This window comes from Erysipelothrix aquatica (assembly GCF_009828775.2).
Classification (GTDB): domain Bacteria; phylum Bacillota_I; class Bacilli_A; order Erysipelotrichales; family Erysipelotrichaceae; genus Erysipelothrix; species Erysipelothrix aquatica.
In genome coordinates, this window is the sequence record NZ_WTSY02000005.1 from 23,034 (window position 1) to 44,543 (window position 21,510).

19 protein-coding genes are annotated in these 21,510 nt (G+C 39.4%); 14 read left to right on the plus strand and 5 right to left on the minus strand.

All coding sequences use genetic code 11. The features are described from left to right. Positions 1–21 precede the first annotated feature (21 nt). The 7 genes from rnmV to GVV20_RS02365 all read left to right on the plus strand — a co-directional run bounded on the left by rnmV (position 22) and on the right by GVV20_RS02365 (position 5,015). Positions 22–567, plus strand: a complete 546-nt coding sequence (rnmV, locus tag GVV20_RS02335) for a ribonuclease M5 (RefSeq protein WP_159740721.1) — start codon at positions 22–24, stop codon at positions 565–567. Then, positions 564–1,379: a 16S rRNA (adenine(1518)-N(6)/adenine(1519)-N(6))-dimethyltransferase RsmA gene (gene rsmA, locus GVV20_RS02340; RefSeq protein ID WP_159740722.1), complete on the plus strand. Its 816-nt coding sequence runs from the start codon at positions 564–566 to the stop codon at positions 1,377–1,379. Before rnmV ends, rsmA begins: the two co-directional genes overlap by 4 nt. After that, the gene (gene ispE / locus GVV20_RS02345) at positions 1,372–2,205 is read left to right on the plus strand and encodes a 4-(cytidine 5'-diphospho)-2-C-methyl-D-erythritol kinase (protein WP_159740723.1); all 834 of its coding nucleotides are present in this window, start codon (positions 1,372–1,374) and stop codon (positions 2,203–2,205) included. Before rsmA ends, ispE begins: the two co-directional genes overlap by 8 nt. Before the next feature lie 44 nt (positions 2,206–2,249). Beyond that, the gene (gene glmU / locus GVV20_RS02350) at positions 2,250–3,614 is read left to right on the plus strand and encodes a bifunctional UDP-N-acetylglucosamine diphosphorylase/glucosamine-1-phosphate N-acetyltransferase GlmU (RefSeq protein WP_159641763.1); all 1,365 of its coding nucleotides are present in this window, start codon (positions 2,250–2,252) and stop codon (positions 3,612–3,614) included. A gap of 3 nt (positions 3,615–3,617) precedes the next feature. Then, entirely contained in the window at positions 3,618–4,583 is a 966-nt protein-coding gene (locus GVV20_RS02355; protein WP_407925783.1) for a ribose-phosphate diphosphokinase, read from the plus strand. Then, a complete protein-coding gene (locus GVV20_RS02360; RefSeq protein WP_236261770.1) occupies positions 4,576–4,767 on the plus strand; it encodes an NUDIX hydrolase in 192 nt (63 codons plus the stop codon). The genes GVV20_RS02355 and GVV20_RS02360 overlap by 8 nt, the downstream gene beginning before the upstream one ends. An 89-nt stretch (positions 4,768–4,856) precedes the next feature. Further along, positions 4,857–5,015 carry a hypothetical protein gene (locus GVV20_RS02365; RefSeq protein ID WP_236261769.1) on the plus strand — a complete coding sequence of 53 codons (159 nt, stop codon included), beginning with the start codon at positions 4,857–4,859 and terminating at the stop codon, positions 5,013–5,015. 131 nt (positions 5,016–5,146) lie between these two features. Here GVV20_RS02365 and GVV20_RS02370 read toward each other — a convergent pair whose 3' ends face one another. Both GVV20_RS02370 and GVV20_RS02375 read right to left on the minus strand, forming a co-directional pair. Next, entirely contained in the window at positions 5,147–8,266 is a 3,120-nt protein-coding gene (locus GVV20_RS02370; RefSeq protein WP_159741479.1) for a UvrD-helicase domain-containing protein, read from the minus strand. After that, entirely contained in the window at positions 8,263–10,671 is a 2,409-nt protein-coding gene (locus GVV20_RS02375; protein ID WP_159741480.1) for a PD-(D/E)XK nuclease family protein, read from the minus strand. Before GVV20_RS02375 ends, GVV20_RS02370 begins: the two co-directional genes overlap by 4 nt. 109 nt (positions 10,672–10,780) lie before the next feature. Here GVV20_RS02375 and GVV20_RS02380 point away from each other — a divergent pair, with 109 nt between their 5' ends. The 5 genes from GVV20_RS02380 (at position 10,781) to GVV20_RS02400 (ending at position 16,410) form a co-directional block, all read left to right on the plus strand. After that, on the plus strand, positions 10,781–11,572 hold the full coding sequence (locus tag GVV20_RS02380; RefSeq protein WP_159741481.1) for a hypothetical protein: 792 nt from the start codon (positions 10,781–10,783) through the stop codon (positions 11,570–11,572). Positions 11,573–11,574: 2 nt separating this feature from the next. Continuing rightward, entirely contained in the window at positions 11,575–12,330 is a 756-nt protein-coding gene (locus GVV20_RS02385; RefSeq protein ID WP_159741482.1) for an exodeoxyribonuclease III, read from the plus strand. Between the two features lie 102 nt (positions 12,331–12,432). Continuing rightward, positions 12,433–14,181 (plus strand): DEAD/DEAH box helicase, encoded by a 1,749-nt coding sequence (locus GVV20_RS02390; protein ID WP_159635049.1) that lies wholly within the window; start codon positions 12,433–12,435, stop codon positions 14,179–14,181. Positions 14,182–14,289: 108 nt separating this feature from the next. Then, complete coding sequence (locus tag GVV20_RS02395) at positions 14,290–15,168, plus strand: ion transporter (RefSeq protein ID WP_159741298.1); 879 nt, start codon at positions 14,290–14,292, stop codon at positions 15,166–15,168. Between the two features lie 285 nt (positions 15,169–15,453). Next, entirely contained in the window at positions 15,454–16,410 is a 957-nt protein-coding gene (locus GVV20_RS02400) for a hypothetical protein (RefSeq protein ID WP_159741299.1), read from the plus strand. Between the two features lie 111 nt (positions 16,411–16,521). Here GVV20_RS02400 and GVV20_RS02405 read toward each other — a convergent pair whose 3' ends face one another. From GVV20_RS02405 to GVV20_RS02415, 3 genes are all read right to left on the minus strand, one after another. Next, entirely contained in the window at positions 16,522–17,175 is a 654-nt protein-coding gene (locus tag GVV20_RS02405) for a peptidylprolyl isomerase (protein ID WP_159741300.1), read from the minus strand. Positions 17,176–17,232: 57 nt separating this feature from the next. Continuing rightward, entirely contained in the window at positions 17,233–18,717 is a 1,485-nt protein-coding gene (locus tag GVV20_RS02410) for an ATP-binding cassette domain-containing protein (protein ID WP_159741301.1), read from the minus strand. Positions 18,718–18,848: 131 nt separating this feature from the next. After that, positions 18,849–20,099, minus strand: a complete 1,251-nt coding sequence (locus GVV20_RS02415) for a replication-associated recombination protein A (protein WP_159741302.1) — start codon at positions 20,097–20,099, stop codon at positions 18,849–18,851. A gap of 61 nt (positions 20,100–20,160) precedes the next feature. On the opposite strand from GVV20_RS02415, the gene dtd reads away from it, so the two are divergent. Next, positions 20,161–20,616 (plus strand): D-aminoacyl-tRNA deacylase, encoded by a 456-nt coding sequence (dtd, locus tag GVV20_RS02420; protein WP_159741303.1) that lies wholly within the window; start codon positions 20,161–20,163, stop codon positions 20,614–20,616. Positions 20,617–20,660: 44 nt separating this feature from the next. Continuing rightward, a complete protein-coding gene (locus tag GVV20_RS02425; RefSeq protein ID WP_159741598.1) occupies positions 20,661–21,509 on the plus strand; it encodes a bifunctional 5,10-methylenetetrahydrofolate dehydrogenase/5,10-methenyltetrahydrofolate cyclohydrolase in 849 nt (282 codons plus the stop codon). The last annotated feature ends 1 nt before the right edge of the window (position 21,510 follow it).

Below are 21,510 nucleotides of genomic sequence, written 5' to 3' on the forward strand. Positions count from 1 at the left end.
CAAACATGATATAATATTGGTATGAAGAAACAACGAATCAAAGAGGTTATTGTTGTCGAAGGAAAACATGACCGTGAAAAGATACTCAAATGTATCGATGCAGATATTATTACATCAAGTGGAACCCACATGTCGCAAGAATTTTTGGAGTTATGCAAGAAGATGCATGCTTCTCGCGGTTTAATCGTCTTTACCGATCCGGATGGACCTGGTGAAATGATTCGCCGTCGGATTATTGAAACAGTAGGTACTACAAAACATGCATCCTTGCATGTAATACAAACCAAGAAAAAACAAAAAGTCGGGATTGAGCATGCCGATTGCGAAGATATCCTTGAGGCGCTCGCTAAGGCGGCTACTTTTGACATTTACAATGAATCCATGACGTGGGGTGAATTTATTGATTGCGGCCTTTCAGGCCTCCCAGATAGTCAATTAAAACGGGAAACACTATCTGAAGCTTTACATTTCCCCAAGTCCAATGCAAAAACTACATTTAAGTATCTGAATATGATGAACATAGACGTAGCAACCTGCCGCACTATTTTGAAAGAGAGTAACCTATGAAAACAATTGCTAATTATTCCGTAAGTATGGAGTTGCTAAAACGATACGAACGCCGTGCCAAGAAACACTTTGGTCAAAATTTTATTATTGATCCGTCAATCGTTAAAAACATTGCAGCCCACAGCGGCGAAAAAGGAACAGTCATTGAGATTGGTCCTGGTTTGGGTGCATTGACGCAACAACTTGCTGAACGCTATGACAAAGTCATTGCGTATGAAATTGATCCACATATGGTTGAAATTTTACAAGAAACGCTTGAAGACTACTCCAATATCGAAGTCATTCATCAAGATTTTTTGAAAGCGGATTTAAGTCATTTTACAGAACCTGTAACGGTTTGTGCGAATTTACCGTACTATATTACAACACCGATCCTCTTTAAATTAATGGAATCAGTTCAAATGGTTGCGATGACCATAATGGTCCAAAAAGAAATTTCTGACCGACTCACTGCGCTTCCAAATACAAGAGACTATGCTGCACTTAGTATCCAAATGCAATACTATTTTGATATCAAGACAGTAATGCATGTATCCAAAGAGAGTTTCCATCCACGTCCAAATGTGGAATCAAGTGTTATTAAATTTACACCAACTCATAATACGATGCCTTATGATGAGAAAGCATTCTTTAGTTTTGTAAAAAAATGTTTCCAGTTCCGACGTAAGACACTTACCAATAACTTGAAAACTTTAGAACTTGACGTAAATTATGCTGACGTATTAACAAGCCTGGGAATTAATCCAAGTATTCGTGCCGATGCATTGAGCTTTGATGACTACCTAAGACTTTACGGAGCCTTGTATGCGTAAAAAAGCGTATGCAAAATTAACATTATATTTGCATGCGAAAGATCGAAAGGATGGCGTGCTACATTTTCAAAACATCACGGTGCCAATCGATCTTTTTGATATGGTTTATTTGGATAAGCATGAAACGATGCATATCGAGACGGATAAAACCTATCTCCCTAATGACAAACGAAATACAGTATATAAAACACTCATGATTCTTAAACGAACCTACAAAATAAGTGATAACTTTAAAGTACGTATCGTTAAGAACATTCCAGCACAATCTGGTCTGGGTGGTGGAAGTGCTGATGCTGCAGCTGTTATTCATATGATTAATGATATGTACCAGTTACAGATGAGTGACCAAGCAATGATTGATGTTGCAGCACAAATAGATGAAGATACGCCCTTCTGCCTTTTTAACCGTCCGATGATTGTTGAGGGTGGCGGCGAAATTTTAACGCCGGTAAAACTAGATTTGGATTTATTCTATTTGATTGTGAAACCGGGATTTGGAGTGAGCACAAAATCATTCCTTAAGAAATTTGATAACTTTCAAGATCCTTTAGGTTTTCACCAAGTTCTTGAAGGTATAGAGACGAATAACTATCATCAAATTGTTGACCATACACACAATGATTTTCAACGTGCTGTCATTAAACGGAATGGCCGCCTTCGCAAAGTCATACGTACCCTTAAAGAGGGAGACCTTGAAGGTGTTTGCATGAGTGGTAGTGGAACAACAATTTACGGATTAACGCAAGATTTAAGTAAGGCAATGACTCTATATAATAAAATCGTCTTTGACTACCCATTCGTGAAATATGGCCGAATTGGGAAGTGAAAGACGCTTTCTTATGTTAAAATAAAAATGGAGGGCAATGAATTATGAAAAATGCAATTGTACTAGCAGCGGGTAAAGGAACACGCATGCAGTCAAATAAAAACAAAGTAATGCATGAAATTTTACGCAAACCAATGATTGGGATGCTTGTAGAGAATCTTAAAAAAGTTGATATTGATAAGATTGTAGTTGTTACAGGACATCAAAAAGATGAAATTGAAGCATACTTAGGCGATAGTGTCGACTATGCAGTTCAAGATGAACAAAAAGGAACAGCAGATGCGGTTGCGAAAGCGACACAACTCAAAGACGATTCAGGATCAACCCTTATTCTCTTTGGTGACGCAGCATTAATTCAGCCAGATACATTCACGCAACTCTTTGATGCTCACGAAGGTCATGATTTGACGATAATGAGTGCACAAGTACAAGAGCCGGGAAACTACCGACGTATTATTCGCGATAACCAAGGTCAAATCGATCATATCGTCGACTTTAGAAATCTGACGGACTCAGAGCGCAACATTCAGGAAATTAGTTTGGGAATCTTTTGTGTCAACAACGAACTTCTCTTTAAATATTTACCAGAATTTAAAGATGATACCAATACAGAAGAGATCAATCTAACGCAACTTGTCAAAATAATGAAAACAAATGGTCATAAGATTCAATCATTACGCGCCGAAGATTATCAAGAATTTATGGGTGTTAATGATCGATTCCAACTCAATACCTCAATGCGTTGGTTGCAAGAACGCATCAATGCTCAGCATATGTATAATGGTGTCACAATTATAAGTCCAAGCGATACATATATTGGACCGGATGTTATCATTGAGCCAGATGCGACGATTTATCCAAATACGCATATTTATGGGAAATCAATTATTCGCTCGGGTGCAACAATCTACCCAAATAGTTGGATCGAGAATGCAACCATCGGTGAAAATACTACCATCGATAGTTCTCGAATTACGGATAGCACAGTTGGTGCGCAAACAACAATCGGACCGAATGCCCATATTCGTATGCATTCAGACATCGGAAACAAGGTTCGCATCGGTAATTTTGTCGAAATGAAGAATGTAATCTTCGAAGATTTATCAAGAAGTGCACATTTAACGTATTTAGGCGATGCAAAAGTTGGAAAAGATGTTAATATAGGTTGTGGTGTTGTAACTGCCAACTATGATGGAAAGAATAAATACCGTACTGAAATTGGTTCTGGTAGCTTCATTGGAAGCCATTCTACGCTAATTGCGCCTGTTACAATTGGGGAAAACGCATTGGTTGCCGCGGCAAGTGCTGTTTCGGATGATGTCGAAGATGGAGCAATGGCCATCGCTCGCACACGCCAAGAGACAAAGCCAGGCTATGGAGAGAGATTCAAAAACAAAGAGGGAAAGTAGATTATGATGAGTGAAAAAAACACTGTAGTATTTGCATTATCGTCAAATATTGAATTAGCAGATGAAATCTGTGGACATTTAAATATCAATCGTGGAAAAATTGATGTCCGTCATTTTGCGGACGGAGAAATTCTGATTGAACCGTTGGAGTCGGTACGTGGAAAACACGTATACATTATCCAATCAACATGTGCTCCAGTAAGTGAGACTTACATGGAAGTCTTAATTGCAATCGATGCGTGTCATCGTGCATCGGCAGACGAAATAACAATCGTCATGCCTTATTACGGATATGCTCGTCAAGACCGTAAGGCACGTGCACGTCAACCGATATCTTCAAAATTAATGGCTAATCTGTTAACAACAGCTGGTGCAGACCGCGTTGTAACAATTGATTTACATGCACCTCAAATTCAAGGGTTCTTTGACATCCCTACAGATGACTTAACAGCTGTAGCGATGATTGGACAATACTACCGTGCTAAAGATTTTGCGGACGAAATTGTTGTTGTCTCACCAGATCATGGTGGTGCAACACGTGCTCGTAAATTATCAGATACAATTCCTAATTCAACGATTGCGATTATCGATAAACGTCGTACAAAACCAAACGTTGCGGAAGCAATGAACCTTATTGGTGATGTTAATGGCAAAATTGCTATTGTTATCGATGATATGGTTGATACAGCAGGTTCACTCATGGGTGGAATCGATATGCTTTATGAAAAAGGCGCTAAAGAAGTCTATGCAGCATGTACTCATGGAATTCTTTCAGGACCAGCAGTTGAGCGTATCGCAAACTCACAAATTAAAGAACTACTCATCACAAATACAATTCCACTTCGTGAAGAAGCGAAGCATGTAGAAAAAATCAAACAAATTTCTGTTGGTTATATGCTTGCGAAAGCAATCGAAGCGATCCAAGATCATACTCCTGTAAGTACTTTATTTGACCTATTTAATGACTAATTTAACTTATAAACAAGTTAATGTTGTGATTGTCTTCAATACCGATGAAACGGATGTCCTCATGTGTTTACGCATGAAGAATCCTTATCTCGGGTTGTATAACTTTTTAGGTGGTAAAAAGGAAACACAGGAAACAGATTTAGAGGGTGCCTACCGAGAACTTTATGAAGAATCAGGAATTTAAAAAATAATATTGAATTAAAACCGCTCTTCACAACTCAATATCATCAAGATGGTATCGAGCTCCAAGTATTTTATGGAACTTTACAAGATATGACGATAACATTAGTTCCGGAAAAACACCCATTGCATTGGATAACTATAATTGGCACTGACTTTGCAGATGAAACCAAATTTGCGGGTCAAGGTAATATCAAACATATGATAGAAATTATTCGTGAGTCCAAACAAAAAGAAGGCCTTGTCATTTAGACAAGGCCTTTTATGTGTATTACATACAAGAATATACATTTTTAAAATTGAATGAAGTAAAAGTATGTATGTTGAATGAATACAACGTGTCAGTTATTAGAAAATGAAATCCAATCAAATGAAAAAAGAGACTACAATGTGTAATCTCTCTTTAAATATGTTTGAAGATGGAAAGAATAAATATATGCACTCACATTATGATTCGGGTAATAACTACGCATCATTGCGATGTAACCATCGACTTGTGGCGCATAGCGTTGCCAAAGTGTTGCGGCATCTGCATTATCGCTTTTGAAATCTACAATAACTATTTCTTTATCGCTTTGCGCGAAAAAGTCGATAATACCCTCGCTGTTGGCGTCAATAAACGGAATCTCTTTTTCGATGATTGGCGCAAGATAAAGTTGCTGGGTAAATGGATGTGCGTTGTATGTCATTAGCGGTTGATGGTAACGCGCCTCAATAGACGATAGGTCATCGTGCGTCCATGTACGATTTGGGAGTGCCTCAATCGATTCGTGAAGAATCGTTCCATAGACCATTCCAAATTCGGAGTATTTATCTGGGTCGAGCAGTGTATTCTGTGCAATAAGAACAGGTTCGGGAACCATCTCAAATGTTTTGTCAAAGGATTCATTCTGAACCGTCGTTACTTGGCCTTGTAATTTTTCAGTTCCAATTTCTTCGGCATCGATGACTTTAAGAATCCGTGATGGTGGACTTGCTGCGAAGAGTAGTTCCGTCTTATTGCGATGACCACGTAGCAGTGCACTTGAAAGTGGTTCAGGTTTAAATTCCTTTGTAACATCCACTAAAATGAGGTGTTTCTGTGGTCGGGTGAGTGCGACATAAAGTAAACGCAAAGACTCTTCAAGTTCTTCGTGATCTTGTTTGTATTCAACAATGGTTCGAAGCATGTTCTTTTCTTGTGTGCGATAAGGCATTTGAATATGATTTAAGGCAAGACCAAGGGCATCATCAGTGACAAGCGTGCTTGTATGGTCTCGTACCGTATGTTTGCCAAGTCCCCATAAGAATACAATTGGAAATTGCAGTCCTTTAGACTGGTGAATTGTCATCGATGTAACGACATCAGCATCCTTACTTAGTGGTGATGCTTCGCTGCTTGTGTCATCTTTGAATTCGCGGATGAAGCGGATGAACCCCAGTAGCGTGGGGGTACGCGAAGCCTGATATTGAACGGCTTTTTCAAGTAAAAAATCAACATTAGTTTTATCTTGTAATGATAATTGTGATTGATAGGTGTTACGCATCACAATAATATCTTGAATGATCGAGACGACATCTTTAGTACGCCATGTTCGAATTGCATCATGAATCATAAAGTGTGTTTGAGGGTCCATGATCTTAAGTGCTTCCTTGATGGAAGCATGTCCGGATAGCTTTAAAGCAGCAATCTTATCGTCTGAATATCCGATAAAGACTGATTTTAAAACATAGACAAGATAGAAATCGTGACGGTTTAGCGCATAGTTTAAGATGTGGATAATATCTTGAATAACTTCTGAATTGTAGAAACCACTTCGGTCATCAATGTAATGTGGAATGTTTGCAGCGACGAACGCTTCTTTTAGATACGCTTTGCTTGCGTGGGAGCGCACCAAGATGACCATATCTTTGAAAGCATAGCCCTGCTTGTGGAATTTAATAATTTCCTGGGCAATATAATCGGCTCTCTGTTGGTTAACTGATGCCTCGAAGTAACGATCACCACGCTCGATAATGTGAAATTCTACAGGGTGAGAGTCTTCTGATTGTTGTGGGATTCCGACATTTACATGGTCATGTTCACTATACGATATCCCTAAAGAAAGGTTCATCAACTTATCAAAAACATAGTTGTTGTAATCTACGATATCTTTTTTGGAACGATAATTGAAAGATAAAAACAAATTCTGAGTCGTTGTATCTTTCATTAAGTCTTGCATGATATTCGGTTTTGCACCACGGAATCGATAAATAGATTGTTTAATGTCACCGACACGAAAAATGTTGGTTCCATTAGAGATTAAGCGAATAATTTCATCTTGATACTCATTGGTATCCTGGAACTCGTCTACCATAATCTCTTGATAGCGGGGTTGAATCAACGTTGCGATTTCAAAGTTATTAACAGTAAGAATTTCTAGAGCGAGAGATTCAAAGTCACTAAAGTCGAGACAGTTCTCGGAAATTTTAATGTTATTGTAGGCGCTCATGAAATCTTGAGTCATGTGCAACAAGTTGGCGACATCATCATATTGTTCGTGGAGTAGTGCAAACTGTGCTTCTAAAGGTCGGTGATATTCTAAAATATCATGAATGCTATCACCAAGTTGTTTGCGGGCTTTGGTATAATCTTCATTTTTAGTGTCTGCATGGAGTTTGAAGTTGAAAAGATCTTGGAAGAAGTCATAAAAAAGAATATCGTGATTCTTAACTGCAGTTTCAACATCCAATAACTTTCCAAAAACATCATTAAGCATTGTTGATTGGTCAAAAAACTTTACTTGTTTCTTGTCGTTAGCATCATAGGATGCATCCGCTATTGAAACCAAAGTCTGAATATTTGTCTTGATTGCTTGAATTGCGTGTAAATATTGATGGAAAAAATAATCTTTGAATATAGGTGGTAGTGCGTCAAAGTTATCTGTTTGGTAGAGGTTTAAAGTACGTGCTGCTTCCGCAAGCGGCTCTTTTTTGCTTAGTAACCATGATGCGGTTGTTTGTAGAGCATCTTTTAATCCGTCAAAATCAATCGGATTCGTCGAAAAGATATCCAGTAAACGCTCTGTTGCTTCAGGATTGGTTTGCAACCACCCATCCAAAGTCGCATCTAAAGCGCGATTTTGAAGTAATGTAACCGATGCATCGTCTAAGATGTTTTCAGCACGTTCAGGATTCATACCAATGATATAACCGTAGTTTTTGATAATCGTCAGGCAGAAGGAATGGATGGTTGATATTTGTGCTGTCTCGACGAGTGCGATTTGTTCGGCAATAAATGGTGTTGCATGCGTTTCATACTCTTGATTAAGGGCTGCAAGTAATCGTGTTTTCATTTCCGAAGCAGCAGCCTCCGTAAAGGTCATAGCGCACACTTCATCAATGCGAACGTTATCATGGATGATACGTTTCATTAATCGAGCAATTAACACAGTTGTCTTTCCAGCTCCAGCCGAAGCGGAAACAATAACATTTTGATTCAATGCATCAATGGCAAGCTGTTGTTGCGGGTTAAACGTTGTCATGCGTCATCATCCTTTCTTAGATTAAGGTCTTTATCGACATCAATAGTAATTGCTTCAGGATCTAAGATACCCGATAAGATATGAAACTGAATGGTATCGTAAACATGGTGGAGGAGGGGTCTGATTTTGTCCATATCAAACGGCTTACGCCATAATCCCATACCCATTTTACCCAGACGCAGTCCTCCATAGTAGGCATCCGTTTCGAACATTTCTTCGGGCAAGTCAAACATCCAGCCACTATATTTCTTTTGCTTTTTCCAAAGATCTTCGGGAAGTTCTTCGTTGTAAATAACGCCTTTTGAAATATTATAGGACAGTGGTGCAAGTGAAATATTACTGTTACGAAGTCCAAAGTAAAAGACGCCCAGGACAGATTTACTGAACAATGTTTCGCAAATCATAGCGTACGTTAAAAGTTGGAGTTGCTGTCCCGATTGGACCGAACCTTGACTTAGCGATTGAGCTGTCGATTTATAATCGACGATAAGTGCATGGTTATCGTTCAAATCGATACGATCGATAATACCGCGCAGGTGAATATTCTTGAACAATGAATCGGCCTCAAACCACTTTTCAGTATCGGCGACATCAAAAGTCGACGTTGCAATGGATTCCTTCACAAAATCTATATTCATGGTCATGAGTGCTTCGTTACGCCGTTGAATCATCTTGATTCTATTAGAATTTTGCGGGAACACACGTCCGATTGTATCCCATGCATCATTAGGAAGTTGTTTATGCATTGTTTCCATAATGCGATGATTGATCGTTCCAATAACACGAGGATCAAAGGTAAATTTTTCAGGTTCTCGTAATGCCAACCCGCGTTCTACAAAAAATTGGTAAGGGTTGTTGATATACATTTGGAATGCCGAAATAGATCCAACAATCTTTCCATCCTTTAAATAAATTTGTGGTGCAAGATCAGGACTTAGTGAGCGGAGTGCGGGTGTTCGTTCGCTAATTTGTTTTAATGTCCACGGTTCAAGTTGAATGTTACGATCAGCACAGAAACGTTCAATTGGATAGGAAACTTCAATACCCTTTCCTTCATACGATGACGCATGGTAGGACAATGTGAGGTGCGTGCTGTGTGTGAAGATTATGTTTTGTTGATCTAAAAGATACTGTGTACGAACGTCGAGGCTCGGAAAGTTTTGTATTTGGGCAACGTAGCTTTCGTCCAAAATGCCTGTTCGAGAAGCAATCGCCGGAAATTGCTTCGCACTCAAACCAAGAACATAAAGATGCTGTGGTGCGAGATACGGCAATTCTCGAATATCAATCCATCGAATGACGTGTTGTGTTAATGCACGACTCTGAACACTTTTAAAGTGATTCATAAAGAATAAATGTGTTGAAGCGTCATAGAGATGCATGTGAGATTCTAGGAAAGACTTAATCGGGCGAATGTCAATGCGCGAATTAAGGGCAAGGGTATCGTAGGCAAAGGTTAGGGCGCCAACATAATCTTTGGTTGAAAGATCAAGCAAAAATTGCTGTAACGTAAGTACATCAGATTGAATATGCTCTTGTAGGCGATAGATTTGCGGATAATCAGGATGTGCTTGCGCATGATTAAACGGTTCAAACAACTGTGCGTACGTTAATTCAAAATGTTGAATGTAATAAACAAGGTCATCGATAAACTGTAATTTCAATGGATTCGCTTCAATAAGAGCTAAAACTGATTGAACTGAATTATCTAAAGCAAGAGTAACCATAGCAAGAAATTGTGCTTTCGCAAGATCAAAGCGTTTGTCTGAAAATTTTTGGTGTAAACCATAACGCGCGAGTGTTGCTTCAATCAATGCATGATGAGCATTAAAATTTGGAATTGCAACGACAGCGTCTTTAATGTCTCTTTCGAGAATATCCTGGATGACACTCTCAATTTCAGACCGAATGTTTAAAGCAACTCGAAAGCGGATGGAAGTAGGCTCCATTGGTAAACGTGATGCAAGGGGAATCTCGTGTCGCGCTAAAAATGCACGATGCGCATGTGAGAGACCTTGATCATATGCGATATATGATTGCGGTCCTATAATCGGTTCAGGAATCATAGTGCGAACAATTGTCATCACCTGTGCAATTTCACGTTGTAATGGTGTCGCTTTGGGTAAATCACTCAAGGATACACCATAGGCATCCATTTCATCCAAAAGAGCCATAAACGATTGAATTGTTTTCGGGTAATTCAAAACGTCGTTTAATTTTGTAAATGTTTGTTTTTTTAAGGCATGATAAATAGCAACTTCAATTGATTTACGGTCCAAAGACGCTTCGCTAAATGCAAAGTTAAAAGGACGAACTTGTACACCAAGTGCGAACTCGCGACCTTCTAAAAGTGCCTTTCGATAATCATCAACAAGATGAGAAGCAGTAATATAGGTTTGTCTCATAAATGCCTCCTTATACACCATTATAAATCATAATCACATTCGAGTGTGACACACTTTCATTTCTTTTGAGAATGTGCCAAAATAAGAGTACATGGGGGGAAATATATAAATGAGTCTGTACACTACTTTGAAGGAAATAAAAGATTTCCGCGTAGGTGCTAAAGACTGTGCTTTCAACGGATATGTAGAAGATTATCTGAACCGGGACAATGTACAATTTAGCGACACGCTGGAGGGCATTTTGGAAATAGATTCTGAAGTGCGTGTGATTGAGGCATTTAGTGTTTTTATTAATAAAGAAGTGATTGCCAATAAAATTATAAGTTACAAAGATATTCATAAAATTCCAAAGTGGTATATTAAAGCACCGCTTATACTATATACAGAAATAGAAGGTCGCGAGTTTGCTATGATTTTGGTCGATCGTAACTATTATGAAGCAAAAGGTATTTTCTTCAGTTTGACTGAGCGCGATGCATTGCTGGAGCCGTTTGTTGATAATGTTATGGTGATGGATACGTCCGATTCAGAACGAATCGTAGCCTTGTATACGTTGCTGTTTGAGGGAAAGGCACGATGCTCAGTGCTCCAGCGAGAGCAGGACCGACGCTACTTTACAACACCGCAAGAATTATTGGTACAAAGTCATGCGAAGAGCCAAAGCATTAAAGAAACTCTCGAACTAAGTTTTGAAAATGATCCGAAAGGACGTGCACAACGGATTCACGATGCAATCGCATCCTGGTATCTCATAAAAAAAATGGTCTACGTTCAATATATGATAGACCGCGAAACCTTAATCAATGAAAATGAAAATGATATTAAGAAGCACCGTCAGAGTGCTAAACAAATGAGTTCAAGCATTGAATTCAAACCATTTAGTGAAATGTGGAGGCAATAGACATGAAATTGGTATCTTGGAATGTGAATGGATTACGAGCAGTAATGGGAAAAGATTTTGTAGGTATTTTTGAAAGTTTAGATACAGATGTGTTGTGTCTTCAAGAAACGAAAATGCAGGCAGGTCAATTGGACTATCATCCTGAGGGCTATCACGCATACTATAATTATGCGGTGAAAAAAGGGTACTCAGGAACTGCTGTATATTCGCGCCAAGAGCCACTATCGGTCAAATATGGCATTGGAATTTCTGAGCACGATCAAGAGGGTCGTGTCATAACATGCGAATTTGATGCGTTCTACTTAGTGTGTGTATATACCCCAAACAGTCAGCAAGAACTAAAACGTTTAGAATATCGTATGAAGTGGGAAGATGACTTCCGTGCATTTATTACGACACTAGAAGCAGATAAACCAGTTGTTATATGTGGTGACCTCAACGTTGCGCACAAAGAAATCGATCTCAAAAATCCAAGTACAAACCGGAAAAATCCTGGTTTTTCAGATGAAGAACGTGGGCAATTTACGAATTTGTTGGATGCAGGTTACCTTGATTCATTCCGTCATGTCCACGGAGATGTCACAGATCGCTACTCGTGGTGGAGCTACCGTGCAGCAGCGCGGAGTCGAAATGTAGGGTGGCGGATTGATTATTTTGTTGTTTCAGAGCGCTTGCGTGATGCGATTGTAGGTGCGGATATCTATGATCAAGTTGTTGGAAGTGATCACTGTCCGGTCATGTTAGAACTTCAAGTCTAGAGTAGGATTCTACTCTTTTTTTATAATAAGTACAGAAAATGACAAGCCTTTCTATTTATGTTATACTTTAACGCGTGTACTAGAAAAGAAGTAGGAAAATAAATGACATTTTTAGAATTAGGATTATCAGAGGAAGTCGCTCGCGCGATAACGGAAAAAGGATATGAAAATCCAACCGATATTCAACAGCAAGCACTCCCTATTTTATTAAATGGTCATGATTTATTAGCGCAATCTCAAACAGGAACAGGTAAAACTGCGGCGTTTGGATTACCAATCGTGACTGCAGTTGAACATGTAGATAAACAAACACAAGCTTTGATCTTATGTCCAACACGCGAACTAAGTATGCAAGTTGCCGAAGAAATTCGTAGCTTTGCTAAATACAAAAAACTTAGTGTCGTAAGTATATACGGAGGCGCACCAATTGACCGTCAAATTAAAGATTTGAAACGTGGTGCAGATATTGTGGTAGCAACACCGGGACGTTTGATGGATCATATCCGTCGTCGTACGATTCGCTTAAATCACACAACAAGAATTGTTTTAGACGAAGCCGATGAAATGCTGAACATGGGTTTTGTTGATGATATTCGTGAAATTTTCGAATATCTTCCTGAAGAACGTCAAATGGCTTTCTTCTCTGCAACAATGCCTAAAGAAATTATTCGTTTAAGTGATGATTTCTTAGTTGAGCCAGAACGTATTGCATTATCACGCAATAACCTAACGGTCTCACGCATCGAGCAACGTTACTATACAGTTGAATCAAACCAAAAAATTAGTTTAGTAACACAATTACTACAAATTCACGACGCAAACGGAATCATGATCTTCTGTAATACGAAGAAAATGGTTGACGAGCTCACAACAGAATTAAATAAAGCTGGATTCCCCGCTTTAGGATTACATGGTGACATGAAACAAGAAATGCGAAGCATGGTTATGGGACGCTTCAAGCGAGGCATGGTTAAAGTGCTTATCGCGACAGATGTTGCAGCTCGAGGAATCGACGTTGACAGCATGGATGTTGTTATTAACTATGATGTACCGCAAGAACTTGAATACTATGTACACCGTATTGGACGTACTGGACGTGCGGGTAAAGAAGGATTGGCAATTACACTTGTAACACGCCGTCAACGCTACGCAATTCGTCAAATCGAACGTCTTTCAAATTCAGAAATTAAAGAAACACCACTTCCTACTAAAGAACAACTTAACGCAGTATTGGTGCAAAAACTTGCAGCTGATATTCGCCAATGGTCATCGGCAGAACGTGGTAAACTCTTTGATATAGCATATGAAGGTCTTTCAAAAGAAGGCTTCACACAAGAAGAAATCATTATTGCATTCATCAACAAATCTGTTGCAGAAAATAACTTAGCAGCAATTAAAGGTGAAGCAGCAAGCAAACGTGTTCAAAACCGTGACCAATTCTCAAAAATCGCATTAACAATTGGAGGACGCCAAGGTATTTCGGCATCACACCTTGTTAGTGCAATTGCAACAGCTACAGGAATTCGTGGAAAAGATATCGGACGCATCATAATTGACGATACTGTTTCCACAGTTGAAGTTCCTCGTGAACATGCAGCCTCAATAATGGAAGACTTGAAAAAAGTAACCATTAAAGGCAAAAACTTCGATACGGAGATGTTAGAGGTTGAAGCAATTCGTGAACCACGTCGTCGTGACCGTGGCGGAGATTCTCGCCGTCGTGATGGTGGTGGAGGCCGTGACCGCGGAAACCGTGGTGGCGATCGCCGTCGTCGTGGGTCAGATTCAGACTCCAAACAAGCACGCTCACGTCGTTACGACAATGACCGTCGTAAAGACCGCGGAAAATAGTAAAATCAAAACTCATAGGTTCACTATGAGTTTTTTTGTGGAAGTAATTCAGCGCATATTTATGAATACATGGTATGATGTGCATAAGTGACAAAAGGGGGAAGTACTGTGGAGAAAAAACATCATAAAAAGTACAACAAGTATCTCGAACATCAAATTTATAACTTGATTCGCCAAGATGAACATTCTACACTCGCGAACGTTGTGGATGCCTTCTTAATGATTGTTGTCTTAGTGAGTGTTGTCGTTGCGTTTATCAGCACATTTGATTTACCAACCCATTACACAACAGCGATCAATACTATGGAAATGGTGTTTGTCGTACTCTTCACGTTAGAATACGCCGTGCGACTTTGGACTGCTGATTTAATGTATCCAGAACTATCACCCACAAAAGCACGACTAAAATATGCAAAGAGTGGTATGGCAATTGTTGATCTATTGTCGATTTTACCATTCTACATGCCAATGTTTGGGCTCAGTGCGGGAGCAATGCGCGGCATCAAATTGCTTCGATTGTTACGTGTGTTCAAGATTAATCGCTATACGTCATCATTAAGTTTAATTGGAAACGTCCTCAAAACACGAGCATCACAATTGTTATCATCGATAGTAATTATACTTTTGCTAATGTTTATTGCTTCAATGTTAATGTATGACATTGAACATCAAGCTCAACCCGATAAATTCAAAAACGCATTTTCGGCGATGTGGTGGGCAATGTCAACAATTACAACTGTGGGATATGGCGACATCTATCCAATTACAACGGCAGGGCGAATCTTAAGTGCAATTATTACCTTTTTAGGAATTGGTTTAACGGCCATTCCGACTGGTATTGTATCCGCTGGATTTATCGAACAGTCACGAAAACTAGAAGCGCAAAAAGCACCAAAACTTAAAGTCGAACCACACCATAAATATTGTCCATGTTGTGGTCAACAGTTACCTGATAGTGACGAATCGACTGTAATTGATAATCTATAAAAGAGAATGTTTGGTATTTGGCGACCGCTTGTGAAAAGTGAATTAGAGACAATGAATGAAATCTGAGATTTTATGAACGGGAATTGAAAGTGCACATTGAATACGATGTGTATGAAAGCACTTAAAAATACCTTAGTAAATATTATGTATTTTTTCACAAGTTAGTAAAAAAAATGATGTAACTTGTGAAAAGTATGGGTATAACCTAACAATCTCAATAATATGAATTGACCGAATAAACATAAAATTCGTACAATGGAAGAGCAGACACGGGAGGAATATGCAATGAAAAAATTAGTTGCTTTATTATTAGTTGGCCTTCTTGTATTAACAGGATGTGGCGCATCAAAGCCAAAAGGGCAAGATGTAAAAATTGGAACTGCAGTTACTGTTAAGGCAAAAGCCGCAGCACCAGAAGGGGACAAAAAAGGAAACTTCGAAACAAACGTATACTACGGAACAGTTGTATTGAAAGATGACAAAATTGCTCAAGTGCAAATTGACGTTGCTCAAAACAAACAAGCGTACAACGCAGACAACTCAATTGAACCATTCAAATTTGACGGTTCAAAGAAAGTTTTAGGCGATGAATACGGAATGGTCAAAGCAAGTAAAATCGGTCAAGAATGGTACAAACAAATGGAAAATCTTGAAACTTGGATGACAGGAAAAACAGTTGCTGAAGTATTGGCAATGGAAACAGTAGAAAAAGATGCAGCTCACCCAGCTGTACCTGCAAATGCAGATTTAACATCATCAGTTTCAATTGATGTTTCAAACTACTTAGAAATTGTAAAATTAGCAGTTGAAAATGCAGTTGACGTAAAGAATGCAGCAACAGTAGGAAATGTTTCATTCACAACAGGCGCAGCTGACAAACTTGACCTAACAACAACAGTAGCAGCAACAGCATACGACCCAAATGGAAAAGTTGTGTACTCATTCATCGATGCAGCACAAGTTACCGGAAAAGTTGAAAACGGTGTTGCTACATTGAACGAAGAAGTTCAACGTACAAAAGGTCAGAAAAAAGATGAATATGGTATGAAGATTGCAAGTTCAATCGGGAAAGAATGGTACGAACAAGTTGCAGCATTTAACGAATATGTTATCGGAAAAACACCAGAAGAAGTCAAAAAAGGTGCAGATGCAGATCTTAAATCATCAGTAACAATGGGTAAAACACCATTATTATCACCAATTGAAGTTAACAACGAAAAAGCTATCGCAATCGTTAAATAATTATAAAAAACAAGCCTTCGGGCTTGTTTTTACGTGTAGATGATTTTTGAATTAAATCCAGGGATTTACATAAATCGCTTATTACTCTAAAAAAAGCTCCGTATGGAGCTTTTAATTTTTCTCAGGTGCAGGATATGTTACACCTTTAGTATCGACAGTAATTGATGCGATAACATTATCACTGTCTGTTGTTGGACGATCACTTCGATCACGATCCAATGCAGCAATTTTATCGACAACTTCTAAGCCGCTAGTGACCATACCGAATGCAGCATAGTCTTTGTCTAGGTGTGGTGAATCTTTATGCATGATGAAGAATTGTGAACCTGCAGAGTTTGGATCTTGCGCACGTGCCATTGAAAGCACTCCACGATTGTGTTTTAAATCATTTGGGAAGCCATTGTTTGCGAATTCCCCTTTGATACCATAACCCGGTCCACCCATTCCAGTTCCATCAGGGTCTCCCCCTTGAATCATAAATCCCGGAATTACCCGGTGGAAAATAACGCCATCATAAAAGCCACTACTTGCCAACGTGATAAAGTTGTTGACGGTATTTGGAGCAACCTCAGGATACAATTCAGCGGTGATGACATCGCCATTAGTCATTGTAATTGTAGCAACTGGATTGGTCTCTTTACTATAATTAGTTTTTGTTTCGGTTTCTTTTTTTGTTTCTGGTGGTGAAACAGGTTCTTCTTTGGGTTTGGATGAACACCCCACCAACAAAATGCCGAGAATCAGCAATACACTCAGTTTTTTCATACATGTCTCCTCTTTGTACATCTTAGTCATTATAGCATTCTCAATGTGATAAAGCGGTTAAAAATTTGTGGAGGAGGACGTGAATCCCTCGGTAGTTAGCGTAAAACAGGTATCAAAAATGGCTGCCATCAATCCACGATCGTGTGTAATGCAAAAAATTGCTCCAGGAAATGCTTCAAGCATTCCGGTGACTTCCTTTTGCGTGTCTGGACTGAGGTTGCGCGTTGGTTCGTCAAGAATTAAGAGTTGGGGTGATTGATTCATAGCATGGAGCAAGGCAACCTTTGTGCGTTGTCCTCCCGATAGTTTATGCAAGGGAAGTGTCATTTCTTCACGCGAAAAACGCAAGTGTGAGAGTGCATTTCGTGTTGATTCAAGGGCATCACGCATGCCACTGGGTGCGCAATGATCCAAAGGACTTAACGATAAATCCAAGTTTTTCCAAATATCTTGATACACGACTTGATATGTAATTGAGGAAGTTGCGAGCGATTCGATCCATAAATTAATGAATGTAGATTTTCCAATTCCATTCGAACCTGTGCAAGCAATCTTACTGGTGCTCGTCATCGAAAAATGAATGGGCGTAGCTATCATCGGGTGAGACACATCCACATCGACAAGATGACGCTGTGAAATCGGTGCGACAGTATCAAGTACAAAAGTACTTGGCGACTCGACAGTACGCTGTTCGATATGTGGCTGTTTATCATAACGTGCCTTTTGGGCCTTAAGATTCTTCATTTTCTTTTGAAGTCCTGGGTCTGCCCGATTGACGTTTTGCAATTGATGTCCTACTTTTTGATACTGTTGCTGCCACGTATCAAGTTGTCTTTTGTGTTCACGTTCTTGACTTGCGACAATTTGGTTATGATGGGCAATTTTTCGTTGGCGAATATCCCAATAATCTGCGTACGATCCTTCAAAGAGTGTGATTTGTTGCGTGGTCTTTTTGTTGAGTAACTCAAAGTGGATAATACGATTTGCAGTATGAGTGATGAGTGTAACGTCATGCGATACAAAGAGAATCGGCGCATCTTGTTCTAGCATCCAAGCTTCGAGCCATTGCAAGGTATCGACATCGAGATTATTGGTAGGTTCATCAAGAACGTAAACATCGACATCTTCGAGCATGAGTTTGACCAACTGTAACTTGACACGCTCACCACCACTTAAGGTGGCAAGTGTACGGTCAAAATCTTCTTCCGTAAGATTGGGTAAAAGTTTATGAAATAGTTTGAGAAATACGGCGTAACGATCCCACTGATTATTTAATGCGAATTCGAGTACACTGAGATCAAGATCGCCCAGTGATACATCTTGGGATACGTAGCCAAAAACAAGATTTGGTTGTGATATTGACCGTTGGATTTCAAGATCCATTACATCAGGGTGCTGGATAAGTGTTTTTAAAAAGACACTCTTGCCATTGCCTTCTTCACCGATGAGAGCGATGCGGTCATGTTGATTTACAGACATAGAAAAAGACGTGACAAGTTCACGTCCTTCTTTTGTCTTAGTGTTGAGACTAAAAGTAAACATTAGAAAACTCCTCCTTATTAAATATTTGATTTTAAATAATAAGAAATTGTCCCAATTGATTCACCAGTTTAGCGATGTGCTACCTCTCTAGTCAAAATAAGTGTACAAGTGGATAACGAAAAAGTCAAATCTCATACTTTTTGTTTCAACTTACGTAAATTGTTCGTACGCTTAATCTTCTTAAGTGCAGTGCGATTGGCACTGTAGGTTTTCTCGGCAGAGTTTTCATTTCCAGGGATATAGAACTCAGTATCTTTAAGTTCATTGGGCAAGTACTGGATTTTATTCCATAAATCGGCACGATCATAATCGTACATATCAATCGGATCGACCCCGACAGCATTCAAGCGCAAATATTTAGGAACTTGGTACGCGGTATTACGAACTGTATCTAAGGCACGATCAATGCCATGTTCGGCACTCTTGGATTTTGGGGATAAGGCGCACTCAATAACGACGACACTTAACGGAATCCGTGCTTCTGGAAAACCGATTCTGCGTGCGGCAGCAACTGCTTCAGCGACACGTGCACATAATGCAGGATTAGCTAGACCGATATCTTCGTAGGCAATCGTAATCAAGCGGCGTTCAATGGAATCAAAATCCCCGACTTGGATTAACTTAGCGAGATAATATAAGGCACCATCAACATCGCTTCCACGAATCGACTTTTGGAAGGCGCTTAAAGTATCGTAGTAATTATCAGAATCTTTATCCATTGAAATATTCATGGATAAAGAAAGTGCGTTAAGATGCTGTGCTGTGAGGTCTGTATCTAATGTTGATTTGGTCAGAATTTCCAAGGCGTTTAAAGCATAACGAGCATCACCGTTTGCGCTTTTAGCGATGGTTGCAATGACATCATCATCAATCGATTTATCCGGATAATGCTTGAAAGCACGTTTAAGAACAGCTTCTAAATGCGTGGTATCAATCGGATTAAATTCGAATAAGTGAACACGTGAACGGATTGCTGGATTAATCGAAAAATAAGGATTGGCGGTTGTTGCTCCAATCATCGTAATGAGCCCACTTTCAATATGAGGTAAAAGGACATCTTGTTTGTCTTTGTTGAGGCGGTGGACTTCGTCAATAATCACAACAAGTCCTTGACTCATCTCGGCCTCAACAAATAACTGATCTAATTTTTTCTTATTATCAGTGACCGCATTGAAAAGTCGAAACGGACGTCCTAAAGTGTTTGCGATTGCCATCGCTGTAGTGGTCTTTCCAGTGCCCGGAGGACCGAAAAAAATCATGGATGGAATTTCTTTGTTGGTGACAAGATTGCGTAAAATTTGACCTTCCCCGAGTAAGTGGTCTTGGCCGGCAATTTCATCAATAGTTTGTGGTCTCACAGTATGTGCTAAAGGTTTATTCATACAAATCTCCTTGTATATATTGTATCATGATTCATGTAAAATAAGGCATAGAGGTGACACCATGAAAATAGTAATTCAGAAAGTTAAAGAAGCAAAAGTTATTGTTGATTCGGAAAGTGTTGGAGCGATTCAAGAGGGCTTTATGTTACTGGTAGGGATTGAAGTCGATGATGACGAACGTGATATCCAAAAAGCAGCGGATAAAATTGCGCAAATTCGCCTTTTTGAAGATACCGACGGTAAGATGAACCGGAGCATTCAAGATGTCGGTGGAAAAATTCTATCAATCTCACAGTTTACACTTGCAGCCGATGCCCGCAAAGGAAATCGCCCCAGTTTTATTGGTGCAATGCGTCCAGAGTTGGCAAATGAATATTTTGAACAGTTTAATGCGAAACTTAGAGCGCATGGGATTGAGGTTCAAACAGGCAAGTTTCAACACCATATGAACGTCATATTAGACAATGATGGACCGGTTACCGTGATTCTAACGATCAAAGATGGTAAGGTCATTTAAGGTGTGATATTATTATGGGTGGAAATCGCTAAGGAGGGATAAGTATGAGTACACGTCTTGATGGTTTGCATGTTTCGAAAGAAATTCGAAAACAAATTGCACAAGAAGTTTCTGAGATTACGATGCTAGGAAACCGCGCCCCATCACTTTCAGTTATCTTGGTAGGGAACGATCCAGCTTCTGAAACCTATGTAAATTCGAAAATGAAGCAAGCGAGTGCAGTTGGGATGATTTCCAATACCATTCGCCTAGAAGAAAATACGTCTGAAGATGATGTACTACGTCATATCCATGCCTTAAACGATGATGCAGATGTAGATGGAATTCTCGTCCAACTGCCATTACCAAAACATATCAATGAAGACATAATTGTGGATGCCATCAGCCCACGTAAAGATGTTGATGGACTTCATCCACTTAATGTTGGCCTATTGGAAATTAAACGCCCTCAGTTCGTTTCGTGTACACCCAAAGGGATTATGCGCTTATTGAACTGGTATCATATTGATGTAACAGGCAAACGAGCGCTTGTCATTGGGCGAAGTCGTCTTGTGGGGAAACCCATTGCGACACTCCTAACCCATGCAAATGCAACAGTTACCCTAGCACATTCTCGCACTCAAAATCTCGATGCGTTGATTCAAGATAGTGACATTGTAGTTGTAGCGATTGGGCAACCAAACTTCATTAAGGCATCTCAAGTTCAATCACATCAAGTATTGGTGGATGTTGGAATTCATCGTATTGATGGCAAGATTGTGGGAGATGTTGATCCAAAAGCATATGAAAAAGTTGCTTATGCGACACCAGTACCGAAAGGTGTTGGTCCGATGACTATCGCAAGTTTATTGGAAAACACACTGCAAGCATACCGTGCGCATCATGCGCAATAAT